The following is a 25537-nucleotide window of genomic DNA, read 5'->3' as shown; positions in this document are numbered from 1 at the left end:
TTATAGGTTTATAAGCCAAAAAGGGATAAAGATACAATTAAGCAACATTAAAACAAAAGTTTGAATTTAAATAAAATCAGTGATCTTAAGCTCACAATTGACGAAAAGGAAGGGACTATTAAGTGGCTAGAAAATGAATTAGTTAATTTGAAAATGCTGTAGCTTACCATATTGGAATCATTAAAAAAGTGAATGAGAATCTATACCGTTATGTAAACGATAGACTCAGCCTTACTGACATGGATTTCGTAAGAGGCTTTTCACTTTTTCGTAAAGATGGGAACACCCTCAAGCTCATATTGGACAAGGAGACTTCAGGAAATAGTCTCGATCTCAATTTGGACACCGATGTAAATTCTAGGAATATCGTGGCCTTCCGTATGAACATGCTGGAAGGGGAGATCTGGGTACTAGTGCTAGCCGATTCTGGTAGCACTCCTTGGTCACAATGGAAAATGAAAGTTAATATAGCGGATGCTTCAGTTTCTAAAGGGATAGCGAAAGAGAAGTGAGATAGTATTAGGTTAGAGAATGATTCACCTTCAGAAGATTATTTTTTTACTTGTGAGTATGAAAACGGGGAAAGAGAAGAGATAGAAGTCGATGAAAGTGAGTATGTATGGGGTTATTGTTGTTGAGGACACAATCAATGTAATAAGACAACGTAAACGGTAAAAAGTAGAAAGGGTTGTTTAATAGATTTCACATGATAATTGGTAGTTTTTAATTTTTGGAGCAATAAGCTCTGTCAGAAAACTGGTTTGATTCTTTTTTATTATGTGACAACATATGCGATACTTCGACATGTCTCCCAGTATAGTATTGAGAAGATTAATACTATGGAGGTGTCGTATGATAAAAGGGATCGCAAAAGCATTAATTGTATTTTTACTAGCCGCTATTTTTTCCGTTCAAGGCGTCTATGCTGAACCGACAGCAATCAACCAACAAGCAGTTGGGTATACGTTGGAGTTCCCTAGTTCACGTTACCCTGAAACCGGGGCGCATATTAGAGATGCAATAGCAGCCGGGCATTCTGCTGTATGTACGATCGACCGTGATGGAGCTGAGGAAAATAGGAAGGAATCACTCAAGGGCTATCCAACTAAGAAAGGATATGACCGGGATGAATGGCCAATGGCAATGTGTGCAGAAGGTGGCGCAGAGGCTGATATCAGATACATAACCCCTAGTGATAACCGGGGAGCAGGATCATGGGTAAGTCATCAGTTAGATAAGTATGCTGATGGAACAAAGGTAAGATTTATAGTGAAATAAGGATGAGAGACTCTACTGGTTAGCAGCCACTAGAGTCTTTTTAATGCCCATTAAAAAATAAATATGCAAATATTTAGATTATATTTATAGATAAGCAAGTTTATGTTTAGACACATTCTAAAGAATATATTACCGTAGTATCTGTCATAGAGATTACTTAGGGGGAATATTTGTGAGTATTCGTTTTACAAAAAAATTTGGTATTTTGTTCGGAGTTCTTTTGTTTGTAATGATCACGTTTTTTAACTCAAGTTCTTACGCAGCTTCAGTAGGACAAAGGCTTGCTGAACGAGAAGAAGGATGGGAACGTTATGATGATGGGAATAAGAGTATTAAGTACCTTGGATCGTGGGTAGATGATTATTCTGGGGATGAATACAACAGCACTTCAAAATGGACGAGCCAATCAGGAGCGCAGATTAAGTTCTCATTCTATGGAACAAAACTGAGACTAATTGGTACAAGATATCCAGATAGGCCAAATAATGTGCAGATTACGATAGATAATATTAATGAAGTTTTTTCTCAAAGTGGACCGTTTTCAAGACAAAATCTAACATTTGAAAAAACAGGACTACCAGAAGGAAGGCATAATGTAACAATTACTGTTCCACAGTTTTCCGGTGTCTATGATTTGGATGCAATCGATATTGATAAAAATGGAAAATTGTTGGATGTTAATACTGCCACTAATCTCAAAGCAACAGCTGGAGACAGTCAGGTTACTTTAAAATGGGATCAAATAGAGAGTGCAGAAAGCTACACAATAAAATACGGAACAGAATCCGGCAAATATACTGAAACCGCAACAGCAACAAAAGATGCATATGGAAACTTCGTTATCCCCGGCCTGACCAACGGAACGAAATACTACTTTGTTGTAAGTGCTAAAGTAAATGGTGTAGATTCGGAATACTCCAATGAAGCTTCAGCAACTCCACAAGGTGGAGTTGGTCAAACTGATCCTGAGCAGCCAACGGGCAATCGTGCCATTCTGGTAGTCACCATGACAACTGGTTTGGAAAAGGAATTCGACCTAAGCATGAAAGAGGTCAATGACTTTATCTCCTGGTACGAAGGAAAACAGGCTGGTTCTGGATCGGCCTCATATGCCATAAATAAACACGATAATAATAAAGGGCCATTCAGCAGCCGCAAGGACTACATGCTGTATGATCGTATCTTAACGTTTGAAGTAAGTGAATACTCTAAATAAAGAAATCCCCGCCGACCAATAAAAGGTTAGCGGGGGATTTCCTTTTAGACTATAAACTCAGTGAACACCGGACTCCGCAGAAGCCCCGCCTTAGTCCAGTTGCGCATCTTTACGCGAGCCCTTATACGTGGTTCCACATAAACATACTCGCGATCCTCCCCAGTTATCAATGGTTTAGACACTCCATAAAACGCCTTCTTATGTGTCGGCGTTGCTCCCAACTCAATGATACCGGACGGACGAATTTTACCACTCTCATTCGGTACGCCTGCAAGCCACCCGAATTCCTCTTTGCGATAACCTGTTATAAATACGTCAGCATAGGACCAGCTAATCACCTTCTGCCACGCAGCTGACCGGCGGCTTACATACACACTATCTTTCCGTTTAGCTACTACGCCTTCCATATCCCGTGCTTGAATCTGCTCAAATAAAGGTACGCCAGCTTCTTCAACATACGGAACCATCCCGAATGAACTGGACGGAAGTTGAAGTTTAAACAGCAGTTCCTTACGCTCCATTAGAGGCCGTTTACGCATGTCTATGCCTTTATACTGTAAGACATCAAATATGGCGTAATAAACAGGGAGGGAAACTGTTAGACGCTGTATCTTGTCTGATCGCTTAGCCTGAAACCTGGACATTATTGACTCAAAATCGGATATGCCTGTTGCTGGGTCAACACAGGCGATCTCACCATCCAGGATGATGTCGTCCTCAAATGGTAGCTGCAGCTCCGGATATTGCCGGGTACAATCATTGTTGTGTCTTGTATATAAACGGATCGTGCCATTTTGCTGCGAAAATATAAGCCGGTGTCCATCAATCTTTGGCTCAAAGATATAGAGAGGATCTGAAAATGCTGTATCTGATGTAGCAAGTAACATTGGAGAAATAAACAAATAGACCACCTCAGACTAATTATAACGCTCATTTGCGCAGTAGTGAGGCGGTAAGTATTGGAGAGGAAAGGCCCTGCTAACCTTAATTGGTCGGCAGAGCTTTTTAATGCGATTACTTCATTGGACTTACGTGGCGATACTCTCTATATATCTCCGTTAATCCCAAGACTTATTCCATCGTCAGGTTATTACGAAGGTGATTCAGAGCTTCGGCGATGTACAACGCTACCACCATTTGCTTTTGGCCATCAGTTCGTGGCCGTTCCACTTGTAATTTATCTTGTATGTTCCTGCGATGTATTTCTATTAATTTTTCTAACTCCATAATGTAGACTTTTGGGAACGCGAAGGTTAAACTTACCGCTGTATTCGTCTTCTCCTGGGGCTCTGGAATAGGTTCACCATACTCAAGCTTCACAGACTAATGCTCCGATTAAAGAAGATAAATTATTAAAAGGGTAATAATAATTTGAATGTAATTAGACTATTGAAATAGGTGCGTCCATTGCGGAGGATTTCTCTGCAACTTTACAGCTGTTTCTTTAGTATGATGGACGTTGTGTACATGACCCGGGAAAGTTAGCTCATTTCATTGCTCGTTCTTGTCGTTATGATCATAGAACTGGCTAACGGTAAGAAAAAATCATTTCGGCCACGACCTTTTTGATGCCCGCAGCATTGCGGTTTTTTTCTTTTTTTCTTGAAATATAAGACTTTTTAGGCTTCGTACCTATCGTTTGGTCTTATATTCTTACGAGAAACGTACCTAAAAGCGATACTCGTATCGCTACTTCGGAAGCTTAAGCTCTAATAAGACGCCGTCAGGCGTTTTTTATTATTGCAGACCCGGCAGACCCTAGCATTAATGCGGCGCAAGAGCAAGATAATAGCGCATATCCTTATTCTCACAAGTTATTTTAAGATAAAGAGAACGTATCTAATTATAGGGAGATGAGGGAGCGGAAATGATTAATGTAACGAAACTACTTACCGGTATGAAGGGAGAAGGCGATGACCTTCGTTATACCATTAAGCCGGGATACAAACCGCATGGCGTTTCCACGGGCAGAGGGCCTGTCGTCGTATGGAATTCGACACGGGCTTGCAACTTAATCTGTAAACATTGTTATGCAAATGCCTGTCCTGCCCATGATCCCGATGAAATGTCGACGGAGGAAGCTAAGGTGTTTATTGATAATCTGGCCGTCTTCCAGGTGCCGGTACTGCTTTTTTCCGGTGGAGAGCCTCTGATCCGCAAAGATATTTATGAGCTGATTTCTTATGCGTCAAGCAAAGGGCTTCGGCCGGTAGTATCGACCAATGGCACATTGATTACCATGGACAGAGCGAAGATGCTAAAAGAAGCAGGGGTTAAATATGTCGGTGTAAGCCTGGATGGGCTGGAAGAGCGCCATGATGAATTTCGCGGGCGAAAGGGAGCCTTTAAGCAAGCGCTTCAGGGTATCCGAAACTGCTTGGCCATCGGCCAGAAGGTAGGGGTCCGGTTCACGATCAGCAGACATACATATGAAGACTTGGATGGAGTCCTTGATTTGATCGAGCGGGAAAATATTCCTCGGGCCTGCTTCTACCATCTCGTCTATTCCGGCCGCGGGAGCGCCCTGCAGCAAGAGGATGTTACCCATGAACAATCCCGGCATGCTCTTGACCGGATTATGGCTAAAGCGATGGACCTGCATGGCAAAGGCAAACCGGTGGAGTTGCTCACCGTCGATAATCATGCGGATGGCGTTTACTTATACCAGCGGATGATGGAGCGCGACCCGGAGCGCGCGGCTGAACTGCTTGGCTTGCTTCAGAGAAACGGCGGCAACCGTTCCGGAATAGCCATCGGCTGCGTGGATTGGCACGGCAACGTCTATCCCGATCAGTTCACGAGAGATATCGAAATCGGCAATATCCGCAAGCAGAAATTCAGCGAGATTTGGCGTGATGCCGCTCATCCGCTAATGGCCGGCCTGCGCGACCGTAAACCGCTGCTAAAGGGACGCTGCAGAGAATGCAATTGGCTGGATATCTGTAACGGGAATTTCCGGGCCCGGGCTTCGGTAAGTGGTGATTTCTGGGCGGAGGACCCATCCTGTTATTTAAGTGACCGTGAAGTTGGAATCGTATAACACTGGAAAGGAAGGCTGAATACACATGCTCGTTTCCTGGAATGTGACCAAGAAATGCAATTTATACTGCGAACACTGCTATCGCGACTCGGGGCCGACATCGTCTGTAGAAGACCAGCTAACCACGGAGGAAGGCATCCGGCTCATGGATCAGATCAAGCAGGCCGGATTCAAGCTTCTCATATTCAGCGGCGGCGAGCCCTTGATCCGTGAAGATCTCTGCGAATTGATCGCGTATGCCTCGTCTATCGGCCTTCGTCCCGCACTTGGCAGCAACGGCACGCTTCTGACCGCCGCCAAAGCTGCGGAGCTGAAAAAAGCGGGGCTGGGAGGCATTGCGATCAGCATAGACAGCGCCACGCCTGAGTATCACAACCGGTTCAGGAATGCGCCGGAAGGCTGGCAGCAAGCATTGGAGGGTATCCGTTATGCCCAGGAAGCCGGGCTGAGAGTGCAGATTAACATGACGCTGACCGAGGGCAATATGGGTGATTTCGTGCAGGTTGCCCAGCTTGCCGAGGAGCTTCATGTGTCCTCTCTGCACCCGTTCTTTCTCGTCCCGACCGGACGGGCCGTCCATATCGAAGAAGACGGGCTGAAGCGGGAACGGTATTACTCGGTTTTGCGCAGTGTTCTGTCCAAACAGAAATCAACATCCCTTGAAATCAAACCGACCTGCGCTCCCCAGTTCATGCCGCTTGCCAAAAGCATGGGGCTGGAAATGCGGTACACGCGCGGTTGTCTGGCCGGGGTCTCCTATTGTTCAGTGCTGCCGAGTGGCGAGGTACATATTTGTCCGTACCTGCCGGTCAAGGTGGGAAATGTTCGCGAGCAGCCTTTTGATAAAATATGGCGGGATAATCCGGTGTTTCGGGATTTAAGGGACTTCAAGAAATATGAAGGAGAATGCGGCTCCTGTCCTGATGTGGGCATTTGTGGCGGCTGCCGGGCGAGATCGTACTATTACAGCGGCGGCAATTTCATGGCCGAAGAGCCGTGGTGTTACAAAAGATCGGCGGCGCTGTAAGCTGGGGAGGTGGGAACAGTGGACCTGGATTCGAACGACCGGAAGCTGCTGAATCGGCTGCAAATCGGGCTTCCTCTGGTCAGACGCCCTTGGAATGCCATTGCGGAGGAACTGGAATTGCGCCAGGAAGATGTGCTTCAAAGGCTTGAAAGGCTGAAGAAAGAGGAATTCATCCGGCGGATCGGAGGGGTGTTTAATCCGGCGGGACTGGGATTTAGAGGCTGTTTGTATGCGATGGCAGTCAGGGAGGAGCTTTTTTACCAGACCGCTGCTGTCGTCAACAGGTATAGAGGCGTAACCCATAACTACCGCCGGCGCAGCAGGCTCAATATGTGGTTCACGCTGACTTCCCGGACCGAGGAAGAACGGGGGTCTATTCTTGAAACGATCCGTGAAGCAGCGGGCGGGCCGCTGCTATATGAGCTTCCCTCCGAGCAATTATTCAAACTAAAGGTCTTCTTGAATATGGAAGAAACGGCTGTTGCATCAGCCATTACACCCAGCCCGAACTTGAATGGAGTCGCAACTTCCAAACAGGAACCATGCAAAATAGAAATAACGGATTTGCAGCTGATCCGCGAACTGCAGGGAGATCTTCCGTTGTCAATTGAACCGTATACCGAGATTGCCAATAAGACAGGTTGCAGCTTGGAAGAGGTGTTTCTTCGCTTGCAGGCGCTGCAGGCAGGAGGCGCACTCAAACGAATTGGAGCCATTCTAAAGCATAGGGAAGCGGGATTTTCAGCGAATGGCCTGTTCATCTGCGTACTTCCTGAGGAGCATATACCTGAGGCAGGAAAAAGGCTGGCCGATTATTCGGAAGTCAGCCACTGCTACAAGCGCCGGACGCACCCCGATTGGCCGTATAATTTATACGCCATGATTCATGGACCCGATGAAGCGTCTGTTCAGAAAGTGGCGGAGCAATTTGTTCGACTCGAAGACATCAAGGATTACGATATTCTGTTCAGCACGGAAGAACTGAAGAAAACGAGCTTTTCGATCTAAAGCGTTTCTTATATTCACACGGATGCCGTCTCTTCAAGGACTGCGTCCGTTTTTCGTGTTGACAGGTTAACGTCTTTGACTGGGCAGAAATTTTTATTAATTACACATGGGAATAAGCCCGAATGAGATTTTCGTTATTTCTTACAAAAACCAAGAAATCTACAAGGGAACGGCGCGAGAATTCCACTAGGAAGGACTTACGACTAACACCAAATATGAGGTTCTTATATGGACCGAAAATGAGGCTTAAATTCGAAGCGAACCGAAGCTTACACGCTAAAAAAGAAGAGGGCTCAGATGAAATTGGCGGGGATACTGGAGGGTCATCCAAAGTACAACCAGTAGTTGGGCCGTCAACAATGGCTTCCAAAAAAGGATCATTCGGATGGTGCTGAAGGTTCAACTCGAAATAGTGGTTTTAAGGATATTGGTAATTCCTATGCTAAAAAAGAGGTCCGGTACCTTCAGGATCAGAAACCCTTCGTGGTACAACGCCGGAAATATTTGAGCCCAATCGTAGTGTCACGAGAATGGAGTTTGCAACAATGGTGGTACGCGCATTAGATGTTCAGCCAGCATTGGCTTCAGCAAAACAAAGTTTCCGCCTGATGCCTTACTCAATCGAGAACAAGCTTCTAAGATGATCGGTAGAGTGCTTCAGGCTGCCGAAAATGAGAGAGGGAATCAGTGGTATACTTGGACCAGGATAAGATTGCTCAGTGGGCAAAGGAGAGATTATGGGTCTTACGAAGATGAATATGGTCCAAGGGTATCCGGACGGAACATTAGACCGAAAGACCATATGAATAGACAGGAAGGAACCATGCTTTCTTTGAAAGAGAAAAAATAATGAAAGAAAATATCAAGCTCGGGCAAATACTGCCCAAGTCATTATCCTGAATCCATAAACCGTGTATAACCGTGTTAAAATTGATGTATAAGAAGATAAATATTTGGGATTCGGAGGTTGTCTTGTGAGCAGAATTTCTACAAATGACTTAAAAGATATTTTGAAAAGAGCGACCGAATCAGCGCGTCAAGAAGCCAAAAAAAACGGTGTTCCTTCTGTCTATGAGGAAAATGGAAAGATGATTAAAGAATATCCTGATGGGAAAAAAACTCAGATCATTTTTACAGAAGAAGGAAAGCGAGAAGTTGAGTATACTTAACGCCTGGAAACAAGCGCAAGACAAGAAAAACCACCGGCGATAGGTTGGGCCCTTGATCCGGTGGTTTTTCATTCACATGATTTGAAAATCGCCGTGGTCGCGCATCGGCCTTTGTAAAAGTCACGATGTTTCACCATCGTGGCTTTTTTAATATACGTTCTATATGTATTCATTATACCACATAAAGCTATTCTGTAACCAAAAAGGGTGAATAATTTTTTTGTTTGAGTTCTAGACTGAGAACTTCATTAAGCTAACGGCAGATTAGTTGAATAAGAGAATGGTTTAAAAGAACGATTATTAAATGTATAATCGTTCTTTTTTGATGATATGATTGTCGAATTTTAATAGGAGGATAAATGATCATTATGATTTAGCAACTAACACCATCCTCATTTGACTTTCCGCTTACTTCTCCATCAGCTCTTACTACAAATTTAGTAGATACTCCCCAAACACAGACTGCTAATTGTTCATATGAAAAGGCTCCATTAGTGTTCGCTTGGATTTGTTTTTCGATAAGATTTTGAAACTTATCATTTACAAATTTACTTATCAATATATTTACATTTTCATTAGCTTTATACCCCGAGCCTGAAATTTTCAGGTATCTTTGAGTACTATCTCCCGAAGAACCGTATTTCAATTCCAGATTAATTGAAGGTGGAGTAGGCTGTGGTGGTTGTGTACTTGGACCTGACGGAGTAGTTGATCCTTCAAGATATGTGCCTGTGCTAGGAGTCCAAATTAATGAACCACCTTCGAACCGTTGGATTGTTCCTCCATTATAACCAGGTCGGTCTTCTTCTTCACTAATTGGAAAACCAAGTGAGCCTAATTCCCCGCCTAATTCTTGCCACTTTGCCCTCATACCTGGATATACCGAGTAGGCACGATCATGACCCTTTTTGTAGATTAATAATCGATCTTGAAGGCTATCCGAAACATTAAAAGGTCGGAAATAAATGTACCCTCCAAGTCCGTTAGCAGTCGGTTTTTCATCGGAAACAGGGTAGCCAAAATCTAATATCGTATACTCTTTATAACTCTTCCAAATTGTGCCCCACACAGCAGCAATAGTATTTTGTCCGTTCATTGTTATATATGTTATAATCCCATTCTGAAAATATTGATAAAACCCAGCATTATAGTCTAAACGTAAACGGGAACAACAATCTGAAATAGGATAACCAAGAGGGCTTCTTTCCCACCCAAGACTTGCCCACTTCTCACGAAAAGGAGCCTGTATATAGTGAGCATTAGTTTTATGATGATAATAAATAGACCAATCTCCATAAGGACTTCGATAATGTCGATAAAATCCACCGTCTTGTGTAGGAGACACCGGTGTAATAGGATAACCTTGGACACCATTCCTAATAAGCTCATCATATTTACGATTAATCGCATCTTCTTCCGTGAAAATCATATAAGGGGGATGGCTCGGTACAACGGGTGTATCTGGACCAATTGGTCTAATTGAATTTATAGGATAATTGTACCCGGAATAGGGGATAATTCTGTATGTTTCTCGATTCATAAATGTACCACCTTCACTTCCTTAATGTTTAAAGCGCTTGGTTGTGTCCGTAGACGTGTGAATTCACTATATAGAGTATTCGCCTGTTTATGTTTTGAAAATTGTCCATGAGCACTCCCCCAAATAGATGTCACTATTGTTATAACTGCAGAAGAATAAAATATGGAAGGAAATAGTTCAGCCAAACAAGGGTTTGTGCCACAAGAAAAATGGGACAGGTTTCTATTTTGAAAAGGAATAAAAATAAAAATGCTATTGAACTTAAAAACGATTGACTGCTTTGGCGGTCTTTTTTAGCTGAACTAAAGGGCAGTTTACTGCAACAATGCTCTTGGGGATGTAAAGGGAGGCAGCTGGCCAACAATCAACTACCTTTTTTCGTGTTAATGAAAATTGGCCCAAAAAAAATTTTGCATTCGAGTTTACTCGAAAGGATATACTGGGATTATGAATAACTCACTATCCATTCGACAAGTCGCTGCCCTTACAAGTCTTAGTGTCAATACGCTTCTTATTATGAGCAAATAGGTCTCCTAACTTCCATTGATCGTAATGAACATGGACATCGTTGCTTTACTTCTGAAGACGTAACTTGGATCGAGTTTATTAATCGTCTTAAAGCTACCGGAATGACATTAACCAGTATGCTCGAAATTGCGGAACTAAAAAGGAAAGGAGATCCAACTCTCACTGCAAGAAGAATTCTTCTAGAAGAACGTTTGTCTTCCATACATAAGGAGGGAAATAGCTAAATGCCCATAGAATATCCTTATAGAATAACTCGTCAGGGTGAAGTAGTTATGACTTTAAGGTCAGATGAAATTACTGAGGTCAACGGTAGAGAACAAATCGAAATTTCCGATTCTTTTGAAAGATTGCTTTGGAAATTTTCAAGTAACAACTTAGATAAGCTAAAAGGTGATCTTGTTAAGGGTAAATTCTTTGCTGAATCCAAAATGACATATGATTTTATAAATATCATAAATAAAGTTTTAGCCCAAAGAAAATTTATGCAGGACAATCAGAGTTTTAGAGATGCTCTAATACCAGAGTAATTTGCAGAAGTCCTTGTAGATTAAAGATAAGGACAATAATATATACATTTTTATCAAAGTATGATATATTATTGTAGTGACTAGGATCTCTTCGGTTTTGGAGGTCTATTAAAATGAAGTTAACAGAAGAATTCATTTACAAAATGACAAAAATGGTCTTAAAAACTTGTGTTCTTTTTTTGATAATAGTATTATTTGTGATTTTAGCTGTAATTATCCTTACACTTAGATAGAATTCATTTTCATTAAATGAAAGCATTGTAGTCTGTTTATTAAAGAGCATCAAATTGTAAAAAACAGAGCTAAATAATAAAATAACAGAGCTTCCTAGTCACCCTTTATCAAAAAGGGTGACTAAAGTGCCAAATAAAGTAGTATTCAAAAAAAACACCATCTTATTTTAAAGAGATAAGATGGTGTTTTTTATATTTTTTATACTAATGTAAGTTGAAATAATTGTTTACTAATACATTTTATATTTTAAAATTTAAATTTTATTAACAGAAATAGTGGGTTGGCAGTTGGATTTTATGGCGAGCCCAGCTTTCCCTTGTGCCTGTAATAATTTAAATATTGTAGTTTCCTGATGATGATACGGCCTTTTTTGTCGTAGTAGAGAGAATCCAAGTGACAAGTCAAGGTACTTGGAGCGTTATAGCAGGAGGTCATTAGTATATTATAAAAATAAATTATTTACAGAATAACCCAAACATTATATACTATCATTATAATCCGAAAGCATCGGTAGCACCCTGCTGGCTCAAGCCGGTGGGGTGTTTTTACGTAAAGGGAGGAATATATATGTTTAGATGGATAATTTCCATACTGGCTACAGCCCTATTAGCAGGTTGCAATGTGCAGCAGCAGATAGAAAGTACACCCAGCAAAACAGCGACTGTTGTTTCACAAGCTACCCAAGTATCAGCAGAAACCGTAAAACTTGAGTTTCCCTCAGCAAAGTACCCGGAAACAGCGCAGCACATCAAGGATGCCATAGCAGCCGGACATTCCAATACATGCACCATTGATCGTGACGGAGCTGATCATAACCGTGAACTATCACTTAAAGGTGTACCCACACGCAAGGGCAAAGACCGAGATGAATGGCCTATGGCGATGTGTGCCGAAGGCGGAGATGGAGCGGACATTAGATACATATCACCAAAGGATAACCGTGGGGCTGGATCATGGGTAGGTCACAAGCTGGATGACTATCCGGACGGAACAAAGATTGAGTTTATCATTAAATAGTAATAATCCCCGCTAACCTAAAACCTGAACCGATCCCAAAGCACAGCCTCAAAAATTCAAGGAGGAAATTCGAATATATGAGTCATTCGTTTATAACAAAACTTCAGGAATATTTCCCTAATGCTCATGACTGGATGAATGAACCAGTTAAGTCTGAGGTTCTTGCGATGTTGGAAGCAGAGATCGGATATTCTTTGCCCGCTTCCTTTAAGCAATTCTACTCTGTACATAATGGTGAGAAAGGAACAGTAGGTATATTCCTCGGGTTACAGTGCTTATCGATTGAGGAAATGTTACGGCACTGGAGAGACAATCAGCAGTATGTTGAGCATGTAAGCAACGGCGTAATTTCTTTTGAAAAGGACACGATCAAGGAACAGTCTTATCATGCAAACTGGCTTCCAATCGCTTTTGACCACGGGGGCAATTATATCGGTATCGATTTTGCTCCAGATAAACTGGGTACATTAGGACAAATCATCAACTTTGGTCGAGATGAAGAGGAACTTTTTGTGATCAGTCGTAGTTTTGACGTTTTTTTAGACTTTGTCCTTATGCAATTTGAGAACGGGAATTGTACGGTTGAACCTGACGAAGAAGGGGATTTCTATATTGCATGGAGGAAGGAAGGACATTTCTTTAATGACCTTAAAGAAGTTATTCCTTTGATAACTTCTATAGAAGGTACGAAAGAGGAGTTTAATTTGTACTGGAACACCTTGACTGAAGAATGGAAGTCAGCTATTACTGAAAATGTGGGCAGACAACCCGACTCCTTCACTGATCTGGCCAAGATTAAATCATTAAATTTACTGAAATCGAATATAACAGATCTTTTCCCTCTAACTGGTTTTCGCCATCTAAGAAAGCTAGTAGCAAGTGGATTAAATATAACGGATTTCACTCCTCTTTCCCAATTGACGGAATTAACGGAGCTTTTTTTAGCCAAAACGCCGTTTTCAGATTTATCCACTTTATTACCCATACAGAATCTAAAACGTCTTTTTATCGGAAAGACAAATGTACAAGATATTCACTTGCTACCGCACCTTGCTAATTTACAGGAGGTATCGCTGGCAAACCTAAAGATTGCAGACTTAGGTCCGTTGGTTGACTGTAAAAAGATAAAGATATTGGATTTATCTCACATTCGATCTGAGAATCTTGATCCTATCGGCCGTCTCTCACAATTGGTAGAACTGGATCTCTTATATGTGCCATTGAATGATTTACAATTTCTGAAGACTCTCATAAATCTTAAAGATCTACGGATAAGCAAAAGTGGCGATAGTGACTACAAAGTGTTTTGTGATTTAACTTCGATTGAATTTATAACAGCGGAGTTTGAAGTATTTCTACTAACAAAGGACATATTACAAAGAAAAATAAGCTATAGCATCAGTGGAGAAATGAGTGAAGAAGAGAGGCTCATTTATCACAATTATGTGATGCAAGGCTGAATGGGTAAGGGTAGTGATGATTCTTCACATTATGAAGTAGTGTTAATGTATTTTTATGTAGTCTATTTTAAAAAGGGTTTAGTATTACAGATTACCGGAAGTTTGGGGACTGGGAAAAGAAGATAGCCTCAACCTGGTTTGAAACTAATATAGAAAAGCGACTGTTGCCCAAGTGGCCGAAAGATATTCAGAATTTACTTGAAGAGGGTGGAAGGATGGATACTAAAAGAATTTTAACTTTCGAAGAATTTCAAGAAATCGAAAAGCTTGTCAATAAGGCCATTTACGCTCTTAATAAAGAAGCTGCTGACCCATTCATTAAACGGCTAGAATTTATGAGAGTAACATTAAACATAGGAGCTCCACAAAGTAATATTGTTGGTGAACTTGTCGCATATACAAAAGCAGCCTCGGGGCAAGTAAAGGACAAAGAGCATTGGATTCGTGCAGTTAATCAAAGTCTCTATAAGCTGAAAAGTAGCACCCTGTTGGATTAAGTCTAGCAGGGTATTTTTTTATTACAAGAATTGATACTATGACAAACGCTGATTCTTCACATGTTTCGCAAAAAAAGTTATTGACAACTAGTTTATTATTGGACAAAAATAGTAATTGATTATAAAATACTGGAATATTTATGCGAAGGGTGGCTATGGCATGGAACATACACCTACGATTCGAGCAGAATTAGATAGATACTTACAACAAAAAGGGTTGAGCTTAGCGCAATTCGGACAACTTTCAGGCATGAATAGGGGAATAATAAGTGCTATTGTGTCAGGGAATAAGTCTATGTCAGTTAACCAACTTGACCGAATCACTGAGGCTATGGGTTTGCCAGAAGGGGAGTTTTACGATCTATTTATAGAAAACTTCATTATCGACCACCCCCCGAATATGAGGCGAATCGAGCCGTTTTTGTTTCGGTGTGCGGAGTTGGATAGGTTGGATGCGATCCGTCGAGTGGTGGGAGCCATCATGGACAATCTACTGTATTCACCCAAGCTATTCGAAGTTGCAGAAGGATTGTTGGCGAAGGGACGACATGAGGCTGCATTGCTGCTCTATGAGGGGGTAGCTGAAGCAGAGAGATATCAACATTCTGAACGCTTGGCAGTCTGTCAATATCGTAAATTCACGATTCAAATCGGAGATGATCAAAGCGAGAATCTCAAGGCTGCTACACTATTTGAACCCTTCGTGGAACGCCTAGATGAAATAGACCAGCTTGACGCGTTGAAGGATTTAGCTAACGTGTATAGGTCTCTGCGGAAATGGGATAAGGTAAACGAAATGGCAAGACAGATGAGAGCTAAAGCGGAAATCCAGTATAGTTTAAAACACCAAGAAAAACGTGTGTCACGAGATATTGAAAAGAGAACAAGAGGTCCGCTATTTGGATATATTGCTTATGCTGACTTATTGTGTGCAGGTGTCTACGAAGCACAAGGCGATTACCACCAAGCTCTACAATATACATACGCCTATGCTAATTTAGATTGGGTTAAAGAGACAGACGAAGATACCCAACACTGGATTGGCTTGTTTAAGCACTGGGCAAAAGCTAATATTATTGTCAATAAGCTTTTATCCGGAGACATAATGGTGCTGCAAGAATATATTGAATACATCGATACAGCGGGGGATACAACTCAAGAAGATAAGGTCATCCAACTGCTGAATATTATGATAGCGGCTAACCGATATGACATTGATGTTAATCACATAATTAAACGCTTTGAAGCAGACATTGTATCATTATCGCAACACTCACCAAGTGATATGTATACTCAACAAGTGGTGCCAGATTATTTTGCATGGTGTGGTTACGAGTTGGCTCATTATTATTTACATAGAAATTCTTACGATGATGGCTTTAAACATTTGATGTATTCAATGGTAAGTTATCATACACTAAATAATGAGACTTATTTCATAAATTGTATGGGGCTATTTTTACATTTTCGAGAACATGCTACTCCTGAAACCAAAGCAAATTTTTTAAATCTTTTTGAAAAGGTGTGGATGAACAATGTTAAAAAAAATGGCACTGTTGATCGTCGCAGCTAGCTTTTTGTTAATTGTTACTGTACCTATTCACTCGCATGGTATAGAGCCTCAAGTACAACATGGAGGATTTTAAACGCCCCTGACCTTAATTGAATTAACCCTAAAAAGTTAGACACAGACAGACTTAGGCTGCTACAGAGGACTGAATGCGGTATTCTACCGGCGACAGTCCTCTGAGCTTTTGTTTGGGTCTTCGATAGTTGTAGTAGTGAATATATTGATGTAGTTCTTGAATGATATGTTCAATGGATTGGAATTCTTGAATATACAGCAGTTCCGTCTTTAAGATTCCAAAGAATTCTCTACCACGGAGTTATCCAGGCAGTTTCCTCGGCGTGACATACTTTGTGTGACTCCTTTCTCAGAGAGCATAGAGAGAGTCGGTCTTCTGAAAAATGGTATAGCTGATGATTTCACGGTTATATAGATCCATAATTGGAAACAGATATATCTTTTGTCCATACAAGTGGAATTCCGTCACATCAGTAACCCATTTCTCATTAGGCACCATCGCATTAAAATCTCTCTTCAAGACATTTGGAGCTATTTTTCCTTCGGCTCCTTTGTATGCACGGAATTTCTTCCTACGAACCATACAATGAAGCCCTAACTCCTTCATTAAGCGCTGAACTGTCTTATGATTGATTGGAGTCATTTTGCGAATTTCCCTATATCGTGTGCTTGATGTTATGTATAGTTTTGAAACAAACGAGTGCGACTATAATATTGACGCTAGCCCCACTACTCAAAGCTCGGTAGATCATAATATAACCTATAAAGTATTTTTGAAACCTGATGATTAAACAGACATTGAATATATTTCTACAAACTCCGAGCGGTTCTGTAAGAACAAAATTGATTCGAGAGATACCAATGGATTTGACATTATTTTTCTTTTGTTGTACATTAATAGTGTTAATTATTCCCTGCTTTTAAGAATTGTATTGCCTATGTAGGGGCAAGGATAATCCATGTTTAAGCCACAATGTGGCTTTTTTTATTTTCCATGAGATGTTCACAAAATTAGGATTTCTTTTAGTTTGATTGAATTGTTATTTAGTCTTTATTTAATATGGATTATATATATTTGATTGTAAGTATAGGTTTAAGCCATAGACACATCAAACTCTCAAAAGTAATTAATACTACTTGTAATAACAATTTTGTATTTGAAAGTTGTGACAACAAGCTAATACCTTTCAAGAAGAATGATACCAGAAATATGGAGTCTAAAAATAGGGGGTAAACTTGTTGTCACTGTACAACAGATATGAGTATTGGAGAAGCGCTAAGGGAAAGATGTTCTCGAAAAAACAAAGCGCAAGGATTGATAGCCCCTATCTTGCGGAGGACGGACGGACTTTTCCGTCTAATCGCTTAATGGGTTCTTGTACTAAAAAGGTGTAGTTGGGCCCAGTGTTCATATATAATTATTGTACGAAGAAATTATAGTCATATACTAATGTGAGGTCCATGCTATCAGCCCTGAGCGCTTTTCAAAAGAGATGTTAAGATGGATTCAACCTAATGAAGACGAGGGTAGAAGATTATTCTCGCCAGCAAAGAAGCAGTATAAGAGCCACTGATATTATAAACTGTACCCTATAGAGTAGACACTTTAAAAAAGTCTCTCCGTAGGGTACTTTTTATATATCGAGAAAAATGGGAAGTGAAAACTGGAATGAGTAAAAAGACATTTACAGAGAAAGAAATCGAACAGCTTTCTAACAATCTTTATGTTAAGTCAGTTACATCAAAAGGTATTACATATACGGACGAATTCAAGAAACTTTTTATTTCAGAAAATAAAAAAGGCAAGCTACCGAGGGCTATATTTGAGGAATGCGGATTTGATGTACATGTAATCGGACTCCAACGAGTACGATCCTCGGGAAAAAGATGGCGTGCGAGCTTCCGGGAAAACGGTGTCTTGGGTCTGCACGATACAAGGAGCCAATCATCTGGAAGACCCCTTAGAAGGGAACTGACACTGGAAGAAAAGAACGCCAGGCTTGAAGCGCAAAACGCCTTATTAAGAGCGGAGAACGAACTGTTAAAAAAGATCCGTATGGCGGAATGGGGGCTGAAAGACAAGTAGATTGGGCACCTTGCCAGAAATATATTTTGATCCATACCGTTATCCGGAAATACGACCTTCATCGAATGGTGAACCATTTATGCACAATGGCCGGGGTCTCCAAGAGTGGCTATTACAAGTACTGGTCTTCCGAATCAGCGGAAAAGCGGAAGCAACGAGAACAGGATGATGAACAGGTAAAAGAAACGATCCTGAAGGCCTTCCGTTTCAAAAGACGCAAGAAAGGGGCCCGTTCTATCAAGATGATATTAGAGGGCCAGTTTAAGGTTGTCTACAATTTGAAACGGATCCGGAGAATTATGAAGAAATACGGCATTGTGTGTCCTTTCCGGAAGGCAAATCCCTATAAAAGGATGATGAAGGCGACTCAGGAACATCGGGTTGTTCCTAACCTTTTGAATAGGGAATTTAAGCAGGACATCCCCGGCAAGGTGTTACTGACAGATATCACTTATTTATATTATGGTACAGGCAAGAAAGCTTATTTATCAACGATCAAGGACAGTTCAACCAATGAAATACTGGCTTATCATGTCTCAGAGAGAATCACTATGGACCTTGCGACGGACACTCTTCTAAAGCTGAAGAAAAATCGAAGATTTAAAAAAGCAAAGGGTGCCTTTATTCATTCGGATCAGGGAACACATTACACACATCCTGATTTTCAAAAGATGGTTAAGAAAATGGGGTTAAACCAGTCGATGTCTAGACGAGGAAACTGTTGGGATAACGCCCCCCAAGAATCCTTCTTTGGTCATTTTAAGGATGAGGCCTCCATCAAACCCTGTGCGACTATGGAAGAGCTAAGACGTGAAATTGATGACTATATGACTTATTACAACCATTACAGATACCAATGGAATTTAAAAAAGATGACCCCTGTTCAATACAGAGATCATCTTTTTCAAGCAGCCTAGCCCTTTTTAAAATGTCCTTTACAGAGGGTACAGTTTATAATGGCTGTGTTCTTTTTTTATATCCGATTCATTTATCATTCACAGGAAAGGCTCATGCCATGCCTTTGGTTAAAAGCACTACAATATTCTGGTTGTTCCTTGTATAGTGCTGCTGCTGGAGGACACTTAAGGCTTGAAGTTTACGGTAATTTCCTTTTGCCACTTTGTATCTCCGACTTGTACGGCAAGATTAGAAGATCCAAATTCGGTTTTGTTTTAGAAAAAATCATGTTAAACTTTTCTCATAAAATAAACAGACTTTCAGAGGTGAGTTGTAGTGCTGGAACGATCTATGGAGAATACAAGGGATTTAAACAACGGAAAGGGAGTGATTTAAAGAAGAAAAGGAGACGATGAAGATGAGCACTTATCAAACAGTTATTAGTGATGGATTTGAGCTGAAATATACTATAAGAGGTAACGGAAAGCCGATATTGGTGATCGGCAGTAGTGTATATTATCCTCGCATATTTTCAGACCATTTATATAAAAAGTTTCAGTTTATTTTCTTAGATCATAGAGGGTTTGCAAAACCGACTCGTGCTTTAAAACCAGAAGACTATACATTGGATAAAGTCATCAAAGACATAGAAACAGCAAGACAATGCCTTCATTTAGATCCATTTATCATATTAGGACATTCCGGGCATGCTTTTATGGCTTTGGAATATGCTAAACAATACCCAGACTATGTTGAAAAAGTGGTGCTATTAAATTCAGCGCCTACGAACAGCCAAGAAAGACAACGGCAAAGCTTGTCATACTTTTATGAAACGGCCAGTCCAGCCAGAAAAGAACGTTTTGAAAAAGATATTGTTTTATTAGAGGATGATATCAAAAGAGATCCCGACAGAAGATTTGTTCACATGTGTATACGTATGAGAGCCCAAAGTTTTTATGATTATACCTATGATGCAGCTCATATGTGGAATGATGTGCACACGAACATGCCTATCATTGATTATTTATGGGGAGAAGCCTTCGGAAAGATAGATTTGATACAGTCCTTGGGAGATGTCGATAAGCCCATGTTTATTGGTCTTGGAAGAACTGATTACTTAGTCGCGCCTGTTTCATTGTGGGATCGGGTCGATGATAGCTACACGAACGTAAAAAAGGTGGTTTTTGAGCATAGTGGCCATAATCCGATGTTTGAAGAACCTCATTATTTTGATCAAACATTAACCGAATGGATTAATGAAAATCACTAGGTTTTTAAAACAGTCGATTCCGGTACTGGAAACAGACCTGAAGATGATGGCAGGTTGACCCTAAAGATCTACGAATGGAGAACAAATAGTTTGAATTTTAAAAGGAGAATGTTTATCTTTAGGCTTGTCACTGAAGCATCGAGGACAGCTTGAGTTAGCATTCTCCTTTCATTTATAAATCGCTATGGTGGTAGTTTGGCACGAAGCATGTTACTTCGCACTGGCTCAAACTCATAGAAAATATTACTCCATTCTTTTTGTCATGACTTGACGGATCAATGAGGTTCTGTATAATAACCGAGAGATCATACTGTAATGATAGTTTATTTCCATTTGATATGGAGGTTGGAAGTCGTTTTGAAATACGAAATTATTTTGTTTGATGTTGATGATACGCTGTTTGATTTTAAAATGGCAGAGAGCCATGCGCTACATAATACGTTCACCCAATTTGGATTGCCGCAAGGGGCCACAGAGTACAAATCCAGCTATGATGAGATTAATAGTGTGTTGTGGCGAGAAGCAGAGGAAGGACTTATTACCTCGGCACAGTTGCGGGTGGAAAGATTTAAACGATTGTTTACTGTCCATAAGCTAGACTTCAATCCGGACGCCTTTAGTGCTGCTTATTTACGTTATTTGGGTGAAGGTGCTTTTTTGATGGACGGAGCGGTTGAACTATGTGACGTACTATCTGAGTATCGTTTGGCGATTATTACGAATGGAATCAAAGAGGTACAAACCTCCAGAATTCAGCTCTCTCCGCTGCGTGATGTGTTTGAGCAGGTGATCATTTCAGAAGAAGTGGGTTGCCAAAAGCCACAAGCTGGTATTTTCGATTACGCATTTGCCAAGCTAGCCATCTCAGATAAAAGTAAGGTCCTTATGGTCGGCGATTCTTTAACCTCTGATATTCAAGGAGGGAATAAGTACGGAATTGATACCTGCTGGTTCAACCCTGCCAGAAAAACAAATACGTCTGGTATTCAACCCACTTATGAAATAACAAGTTTAATGGAACTACTGAGTAGTGTACTTTCAATAGGGTCTGTACTGAATCGTACGTCGGCGGAAATCTAGATGAATGATGTAGAAATCAGAAGACCGAAAGTTAAAGATGCCGAAAAGTTAAATGAATTGTTTAGAATAGTGATTACAGACACATTTGCTAAAGAAGGTATTGGAAGCAAGCTGGAGGATATAGAGGATGAAATTGAGACTAAAAGAGCGTATTTGGAAAGTGACTTAGAAAGCCACGGTGAGCAACGATATTTTTTAATCGCTGTAGACGGGGATCGAATAATGGGTTCAATTGAATATGGCCCGGCAAGTGAACTTATAAGTAAATCTACCAATGATGCATTAAAAAATTTGTGCGAGGTAGGAACTGTATTTGTTCACCCTGACTACCAGAAGATTGGAGTAGGAAATTTATTATTGAAATCAATGTATCTGGCGTTGAAAGATAGAGGAGTAGAAGAATTTTGTTTAGATAGTGGGTATCGTATTGCACAAAAAATATGGGAAAAGAAGTTTGGAACTCCTGATTATTTATTAAAAGATTATTGGGGAAAAGGCTTTGATCATATGATATGGAGAATCAAAATCAAGGATGCTATTAAATGGTCACAAAGTTATTAAACAAGGCAGGTCGGAAAATCGACCTGCCTTGTTTTAATTTTTTATCGTCACCGGCTGAACTATGATTAACAGGAGATAGCTTTAAGGCGGAAGGTAGAGCTGGCAAAATCCCCAGTGAGATCCGAGACAACAAGTCCAATCTTCATTAGACGGTCACCTCCAAAAATTTCACCGTCGAACGCCACACGGAAGGGGGAGACGCCATCTTCAGGCAAGGTACCACCGACAGGTTCTGAAGTATTGCTGGTTGCCCCGGCTTCGATTATATACTTTTTAGCTGGGTCAAGTCCTTTTAGAGTTAGTCGCCGGATAGGACCATTTGGCTCAGCCAACACACGGAAGTAAGCGACAAAAGCTTCGGACTGGTCTTCGCTAACAAACATCCAGGCAGTATTGCCTCGGCCCTCAAACGGACTAAGAAGTCGATACATTTCTCCCTGCTGTACAAGGGAACGGATTTCTTTATACTGGGCAATTTGTCTGGCAGCAAGCTCTTTTTCTTCATTCGTAAATGCAGTAAGGTCAAGCTCGTAGCCAAAATTCCCGCTCATTGCCACGTCGCCACGTATGGCGAGGGAGGTGTTTCGTCCCACCTGGTGGTTCGGCACGTTCGATACGTGGGCCCCCATGGTACTGGCCGGATACACGATGCTGGTGCCGTACTGGATAGCCAATCTTTCAATAGCATCAGTGTCATCACTGGTCCATGTCTGCGGCATATAGTAGAGCATCCCGGGATCGAATCGTCCACCTCCACCAGAACAGCTTTCAAACAAGATGTCCGGGAAGCGTGAGGTCAGGCGTTCCAGCAGATCATAAAGTCCGAGCATATAACGGTGCGCAGTTTCTTTTTGACGTTCGCTAGTAGCGGTAGCCGAAGCAATCTCCGTCATATTACGATTCATGTCCCACTTGACATAAGTAATTGGGGCGATCGAGAATACGGAGCTCAGCGTCTCGTACAAGTAATCGCATACTTCCTTGCGGGAGAGATCCAGCACCAATTGGGATCGGCCTTCCGTCCGCCGCCGACCTTCCGCATGTAGGCACCAGTCGGGATGGGTGCGGTACAGTTCACTATCAGGTGATACCATTTCCGGCTCAACCCACAAGCCAAATTGTAATCCTTGTTCATTAACCCGTTTGGCTAGGTCGGTGAGACCTCCAGGTAGCTTGCGGCGGTCTTCGAACCAGTCCCCAAGCGAACTGTTGTCGTTGTCGCGCTTGCCAAACCAACCGTCATCAAGAACAAATAGCTCAATTCCAAGAGGTCCCGCTTCTTTGGCAATCGCCTCGATTTTATCGGCGTCGAAGTCAAAATATGTGGCTTCCCAATTGTTCACGAGAATCGGACGTTCCTTGTCGCGATAAGTTCCTCGGCACAGACGTGTGCGGTAGAGTCGGTGATAGGTGCGCGACATGCCCCCAAGACCTTCTTCGGAAAAGACCAGCACGGCTTCAGGGGTCTGAAATGACTGACCCGGTTCAAGCCGCCAGGAGAAGTCAAAAGGATTGATTCCGATACTTACACGGGTCTGATTAAACTGCTCTACTTCCGCCTGCGCAACGAAATTGCTGCTGTAGATTAGACTGAAGCCGTACACATCCCCACGATCTTCTGTTGCATCTGGACGAAGCAGGGCCAGAAAGGGATTCATTTGGTGACTGCTGGAGCCTCGCCGGCTTTCCAACCGAATGGCGCCGGGTCCAAGATCGCGGCGTTGGATATGTCTTTCCCGAACCCAGGCGCCAGATAGATAGAGAGCTTGATAATTGGAATCGGCGAAGTCGACAGAGGCGCTCATCGCCTGCTCAATATTCATGATAGCGCTTCCCTTATGTTCAAAAAGAGTAGACCTAGCAATAGCGCTGTGGTTCGCAAATACAGTATAGAGTAATGTAGCCTTAAGACCTGAGTGCTGGTCCTCAAGGAACAACAGGAGAGTTGTTGCTTCATCATCCGATTCGGTATAGACGGAAGGGAGGCCTTCAAGCTTTGGTTTGCCCGGTTCAACACGGTGGCCACTATATTTTAGCTCCGTAGTTCGAGTTCCATCCGCAAGCGCAACCTGATAAGCCGGTTGACGGAAGTCGCTTGTCCCATACTGTGGATATTCCTGTGGAAGCGCATCCAAAGAAAGCGCACGATTAGAAGAAACGGGAGTGGGGGAGAAGGAGCAGCGCTCTCTAAGCTCCAATATACTTGCGAGACTTTGGTCATGATGAAGTTGAGCTCCCCAATAGACATGTGCAGGATATCCTTCTACCAGCTGGATAATATAGCTGCAATCCTTGGACTGCAGGTGAAACAAACCAAGCGCTTCGTTAACATGAATGTTCATGATATTCACTCCTTAGGGGGTTATCATCTCGATTGACTCTCAAATATTGACTTTACTGTTGATGCATGAGCTTTCCCGTATGACAAGCTTAGTCCCGATCACGCTGTACGCAGGTGGTTCACGTCCCTCAAACCGTTCAGAGAGTAACTGCACGGCAGCTTTTCCCATTTGTTCGGGATAGGCACGTACAGTAGTTAGCGGAGGCTGCACGAAGGCCGCCATCTCAATGTCGTCGAAGCCGACAACAGCCATATCTTCGGGTACCTTGACTCCATGTCCATGAAGGGCGCGGAGGGCTCCAATGGCGAGCGGATCGCTGGCAGCGAAGCAGGCTGTCGGTCGTTCCTGCTCGGCTAGAAGCTCGTTCATCATTAGATATCCATCCGCTGTACTCCAGGCGCCTATGCGGACGAACTTCGGATTATACAAACCTCGTTCCCGCATGAATCGTTCAAAATAATGCGCCCTTCGCTCTCCATCGCTCTTCCCGCCAATAAATCCGATTTGTCGGTGGCCAAGCTCGAGCAGATGTCCAAGTGCCTGGTCAACCGCCTGCCGAAAATGGAGTCGTACGGAATCGTATTCCAGCTGCTCATGGTACTGGTCGACAAGGACAATGGTGTTCTTGTCCGGATACAGCTTGGACACCTCTTCAGGATCAACGCCGCCCACGACAATCAGACCATCCGCCTTCTGCAAGGTGTCGAGAGATGAACGGCCTCGCAGCGTCTGTCCCAATGTCAGGCCAAGCTCTTCACAGCGCAGTTCGATTCCACGGCGGATCGAGGCGTAATACGGATCGTCTCTTTCCTCCTCAATGGAACACCACAGCAGGAGGGAGACCGTTTTCCCGGCACGTTCCGTGTTCCTCTTTAACTGCCTCAGGCGGGAAGGCTTATACCCGAGCTGCTCAGCAATTAAAAAAATTCTGTTTTTGGTGTCTGGACTCACGGATAGTGACAGATCGTTATTTAAAACCCTTGAAACGGTTGCGGCAGACACTCCCGCTTCGCGGGCAATGTCTTTAATGGTTGCCAAAGAGCTCACACCTTTTTAGTTAATAATTTTACTAAAAATCGACTTTATCCTAACACATACTTTTGGCACTTTCAAGATGGATTGTTGAATTTTTTTAACATTATTTTAGTTCTACTACTGTTCAGACTAGTTGTGTT

General features: G+C 42.1%; 21 protein-coding genes and 1 pseudogene. 16 read left to right on the top strand and 6 right to left on the bottom strand.

Translation table 11 applies throughout. The annotated features are described in order from the left end of the window. Positions 1 to 852: 852 nt before the first annotated feature. Both G9G57_RS15660 and G9G57_RS15655 read left to right on the top strand, forming a co-directional pair. Positions 853 to 1278: a NucA/NucB deoxyribonuclease domain-containing protein gene (locus G9G57_RS15660; RefSeq protein ID WP_164965180.1), complete on the top strand. Its 426-nt coding sequence runs from the start codon at positions 853 to 855 to the stop codon at positions 1276 to 1278. Between the two features lie 172 nt (positions 1279 to 1450). Continuing rightward, on the top strand, positions 1451 to 2494 hold the full coding sequence (locus tag G9G57_RS15655) for a fibronectin type III domain-containing protein (protein ID WP_238799301.1): 1044 nt from the start codon (positions 1451 to 1453) through the stop codon (positions 2492 to 2494). A gap of 44 nt (positions 2495 to 2538) precedes the next feature. Here the strand turns inward: G9G57_RS15655 and G9G57_RS15650 are convergent, their stop codons facing one another. Continuing rightward, positions 2539 to 3405, bottom strand: a complete 867-nt coding sequence (locus tag G9G57_RS15650) for an ATP-dependent DNA ligase (RefSeq protein ID WP_342365601.1) — start codon at positions 3403 to 3405, stop codon at positions 2539 to 2541. A 160-nt stretch (positions 3406 to 3565) separates the two neighbouring features. After that, positions 3566 to 3814: a hypothetical protein gene (locus tag G9G57_RS25920; RefSeq protein ID WP_238799300.1), complete on the bottom strand. Its 249-nt coding sequence runs from the start codon at positions 3812 to 3814 to the stop codon at positions 3566 to 3568. Between the two features lie 547 nt (positions 3815 to 4361). Between G9G57_RS25920 and G9G57_RS15640 the strand changes: the two genes are divergently transcribed. The 4 genes from G9G57_RS15640 to G9G57_RS15625 all read left to right on the top strand — a co-directional run bounded on the left by G9G57_RS15640 (position 4362) and on the right by G9G57_RS15625 (position 8738). Continuing rightward, positions 4362 to 5534, top strand: coding sequence for a radical SAM/SPASM domain-containing protein (locus tag G9G57_RS15640; protein WP_164965178.1), 1173 nt, complete (start codon positions 4362 to 4364; stop codon positions 5532 to 5534). A 25-nt stretch (positions 5535 to 5559) separates the two neighbouring features. Next, on the top strand, positions 5560 to 6561 hold the full coding sequence (locus tag G9G57_RS15635; protein WP_164965177.1) for a radical SAM/SPASM domain-containing protein: 1002 nt from the start codon (positions 5560 to 5562) through the stop codon (positions 6559 to 6561). Positions 6562 to 6579: 18 nt separating this feature from the next. Further along, positions 6580 to 7569, top strand: coding sequence for a siroheme decarboxylase subunit beta (gene ahbB, locus G9G57_RS15630; protein WP_164965176.1), 990 nt, complete (start codon positions 6580 to 6582; stop codon positions 7567 to 7569). Between the two features lie 974 nt (positions 7570 to 8543). Further along, positions 8544 to 8738 carry a hypothetical protein gene (locus G9G57_RS15625; protein ID WP_164965175.1) on the top strand — a complete coding sequence of 65 codons (195 nt, stop codon included), beginning with the start codon at positions 8544 to 8546 and terminating at the stop codon, positions 8736 to 8738. A 373-nt stretch (positions 8739 to 9111) separates the two neighbouring features. Here the strand turns inward: G9G57_RS15625 and G9G57_RS15620 are convergent, their stop codons facing one another. Continuing rightward, positions 9112 to 10278: an LGFP repeat-containing protein gene (locus G9G57_RS15620; protein WP_164965174.1), complete on the bottom strand. Its 1167-nt coding sequence runs from the start codon at positions 10276 to 10278 to the stop codon at positions 9112 to 9114. A gap of 524 nt (positions 10279 to 10802) precedes the next feature. On the opposite strand from G9G57_RS15620, the gene G9G57_RS26425 reads away from it, so the two are divergent. From G9G57_RS26425 to G9G57_RS15590, 6 genes are all read left to right on the top strand, one after another. Continuing rightward, positions 10803 to 11030 carry a MerR family transcriptional regulator gene (locus tag G9G57_RS26425; RefSeq protein ID WP_164965192.1) on the top strand — a complete coding sequence of 76 codons (228 nt, stop codon included), beginning with the start codon at positions 10803 to 10805 and terminating at the stop codon, positions 11028 to 11030. After that, positions 11031 to 11333 carry a hypothetical protein gene (locus G9G57_RS15610; protein ID WP_164965173.1) on the top strand — a complete coding sequence of 101 codons (303 nt, stop codon included), beginning with the start codon at positions 11031 to 11033 and terminating at the stop codon, positions 11331 to 11333. It abuts the gene before it with no gap. Positions 11334 to 12134: 801 nt separating this feature from the next. Then, positions 12135 to 12584, top strand: a complete 450-nt coding sequence (locus G9G57_RS15605) for a NucA/NucB deoxyribonuclease domain-containing protein (RefSeq protein ID WP_014600306.1) — start codon at positions 12135 to 12137, stop codon at positions 12582 to 12584. A 77-nt stretch (positions 12585 to 12661) separates the two neighbouring features. Then, positions 12662 to 14044: an SMI1/KNR4 family protein gene (locus G9G57_RS15600; protein WP_014600307.1), complete on the top strand. Its 1383-nt coding sequence runs from the start codon at positions 12662 to 12664 to the stop codon at positions 14042 to 14044. A gap of 215 nt (positions 14045 to 14259) precedes the next feature. Beyond that, a complete protein-coding gene (locus tag G9G57_RS15595) occupies positions 14260 to 14541 on the top strand; it encodes a hypothetical protein (RefSeq protein ID WP_014600308.1) in 282 nt (93 codons plus the stop codon). Positions 14542 to 14701: 160 nt separating this feature from the next. Beyond that, positions 14702 to 16114 carry a helix-turn-helix domain-containing protein gene (locus tag G9G57_RS15590; protein WP_164965172.1) on the top strand — a complete coding sequence of 471 codons (1413 nt, stop codon included), beginning with the start codon at positions 14702 to 14704 and terminating at the stop codon, positions 16112 to 16114. 124 nt (positions 16115 to 16238) lie between these two features. Here the strand turns inward: G9G57_RS15590 and G9G57_RS25915 are convergent. Then, positions 16239 to 16760, bottom strand: a pseudogene (locus G9G57_RS25915) (IS3 family transposase); the annotation flags it as partial. Between the two features lie 1035 nt (positions 16761 to 17795). Between G9G57_RS25915 and G9G57_RS15575 the strand changes: the two are divergent. The 4 genes from G9G57_RS15575 (at position 17796) to G9G57_RS15560 (ending at position 22020) form a co-directional block, all read left to right on the top strand. Then, positions 17796 to 19129 (top strand): IS3 family transposase gene (locus tag G9G57_RS15575; protein WP_226888907.1). Its coding sequence is split into 2 segments (ribosomal slippage): positions 17796 to 18186 and positions 18186 to 19129, totalling 1335 coding nucleotides; the frame shifts between segments, so codons are not numbered across the junction. Between the two features lie 398 nt (positions 19130 to 19527). Continuing rightward, entirely contained in the window at positions 19528 to 20379 is an 852-nt protein-coding gene (locus G9G57_RS15570; protein ID WP_019687225.1) for an alpha/beta fold hydrolase, read from the top strand. Between the two features lie 357 nt (positions 20380 to 20736). Beyond that, positions 20737 to 21459 (top strand): YjjG family noncanonical pyrimidine nucleotidase, encoded by a 723-nt coding sequence (locus tag G9G57_RS15565; protein WP_016818751.1) that lies wholly within the window; start codon positions 20737 to 20739, stop codon positions 21457 to 21459. After that, complete coding sequence (locus G9G57_RS15560) at positions 21460 to 22020, top strand: GNAT family N-acetyltransferase (protein WP_019687226.1); 561 nt, start codon at positions 21460 to 21462, stop codon at positions 22018 to 22020. A 65-nt stretch (positions 22021 to 22085) separates the two neighbouring features. Here G9G57_RS15560 and G9G57_RS15555 read toward each other — a convergent pair whose 3' ends face one another. Continuing rightward, on the bottom strand, positions 22086 to 24362 hold the full coding sequence (locus G9G57_RS15555) for an alpha-galactosidase (protein WP_164965170.1): 2277 nt from the start codon (positions 24360 to 24362) through the stop codon (positions 22086 to 22088). Between the two features lie 39 nt (positions 24363 to 24401). Continuing rightward, on the bottom strand, positions 24402 to 25400 hold the full coding sequence (locus tag G9G57_RS15550) for a LacI family DNA-binding transcriptional regulator (protein ID WP_151256096.1): 999 nt from the start codon (positions 25398 to 25400) through the stop codon (positions 24402 to 24404). Between the last annotated feature and the right edge of the window lie 137 nt (positions 25401 to 25537).

Origin of the sequence: Paenibacillus sp. EKM211P (assembly GCF_011066175.1) — a bacterium.
Classification (GTDB): domain Bacteria; phylum Bacillota; class Bacilli; order Paenibacillales; family Paenibacillaceae; genus Paenibacillus; species Paenibacillus polymyxa.
This window is presented reverse-complemented; position numbering and strand designations above follow the sequence as displayed.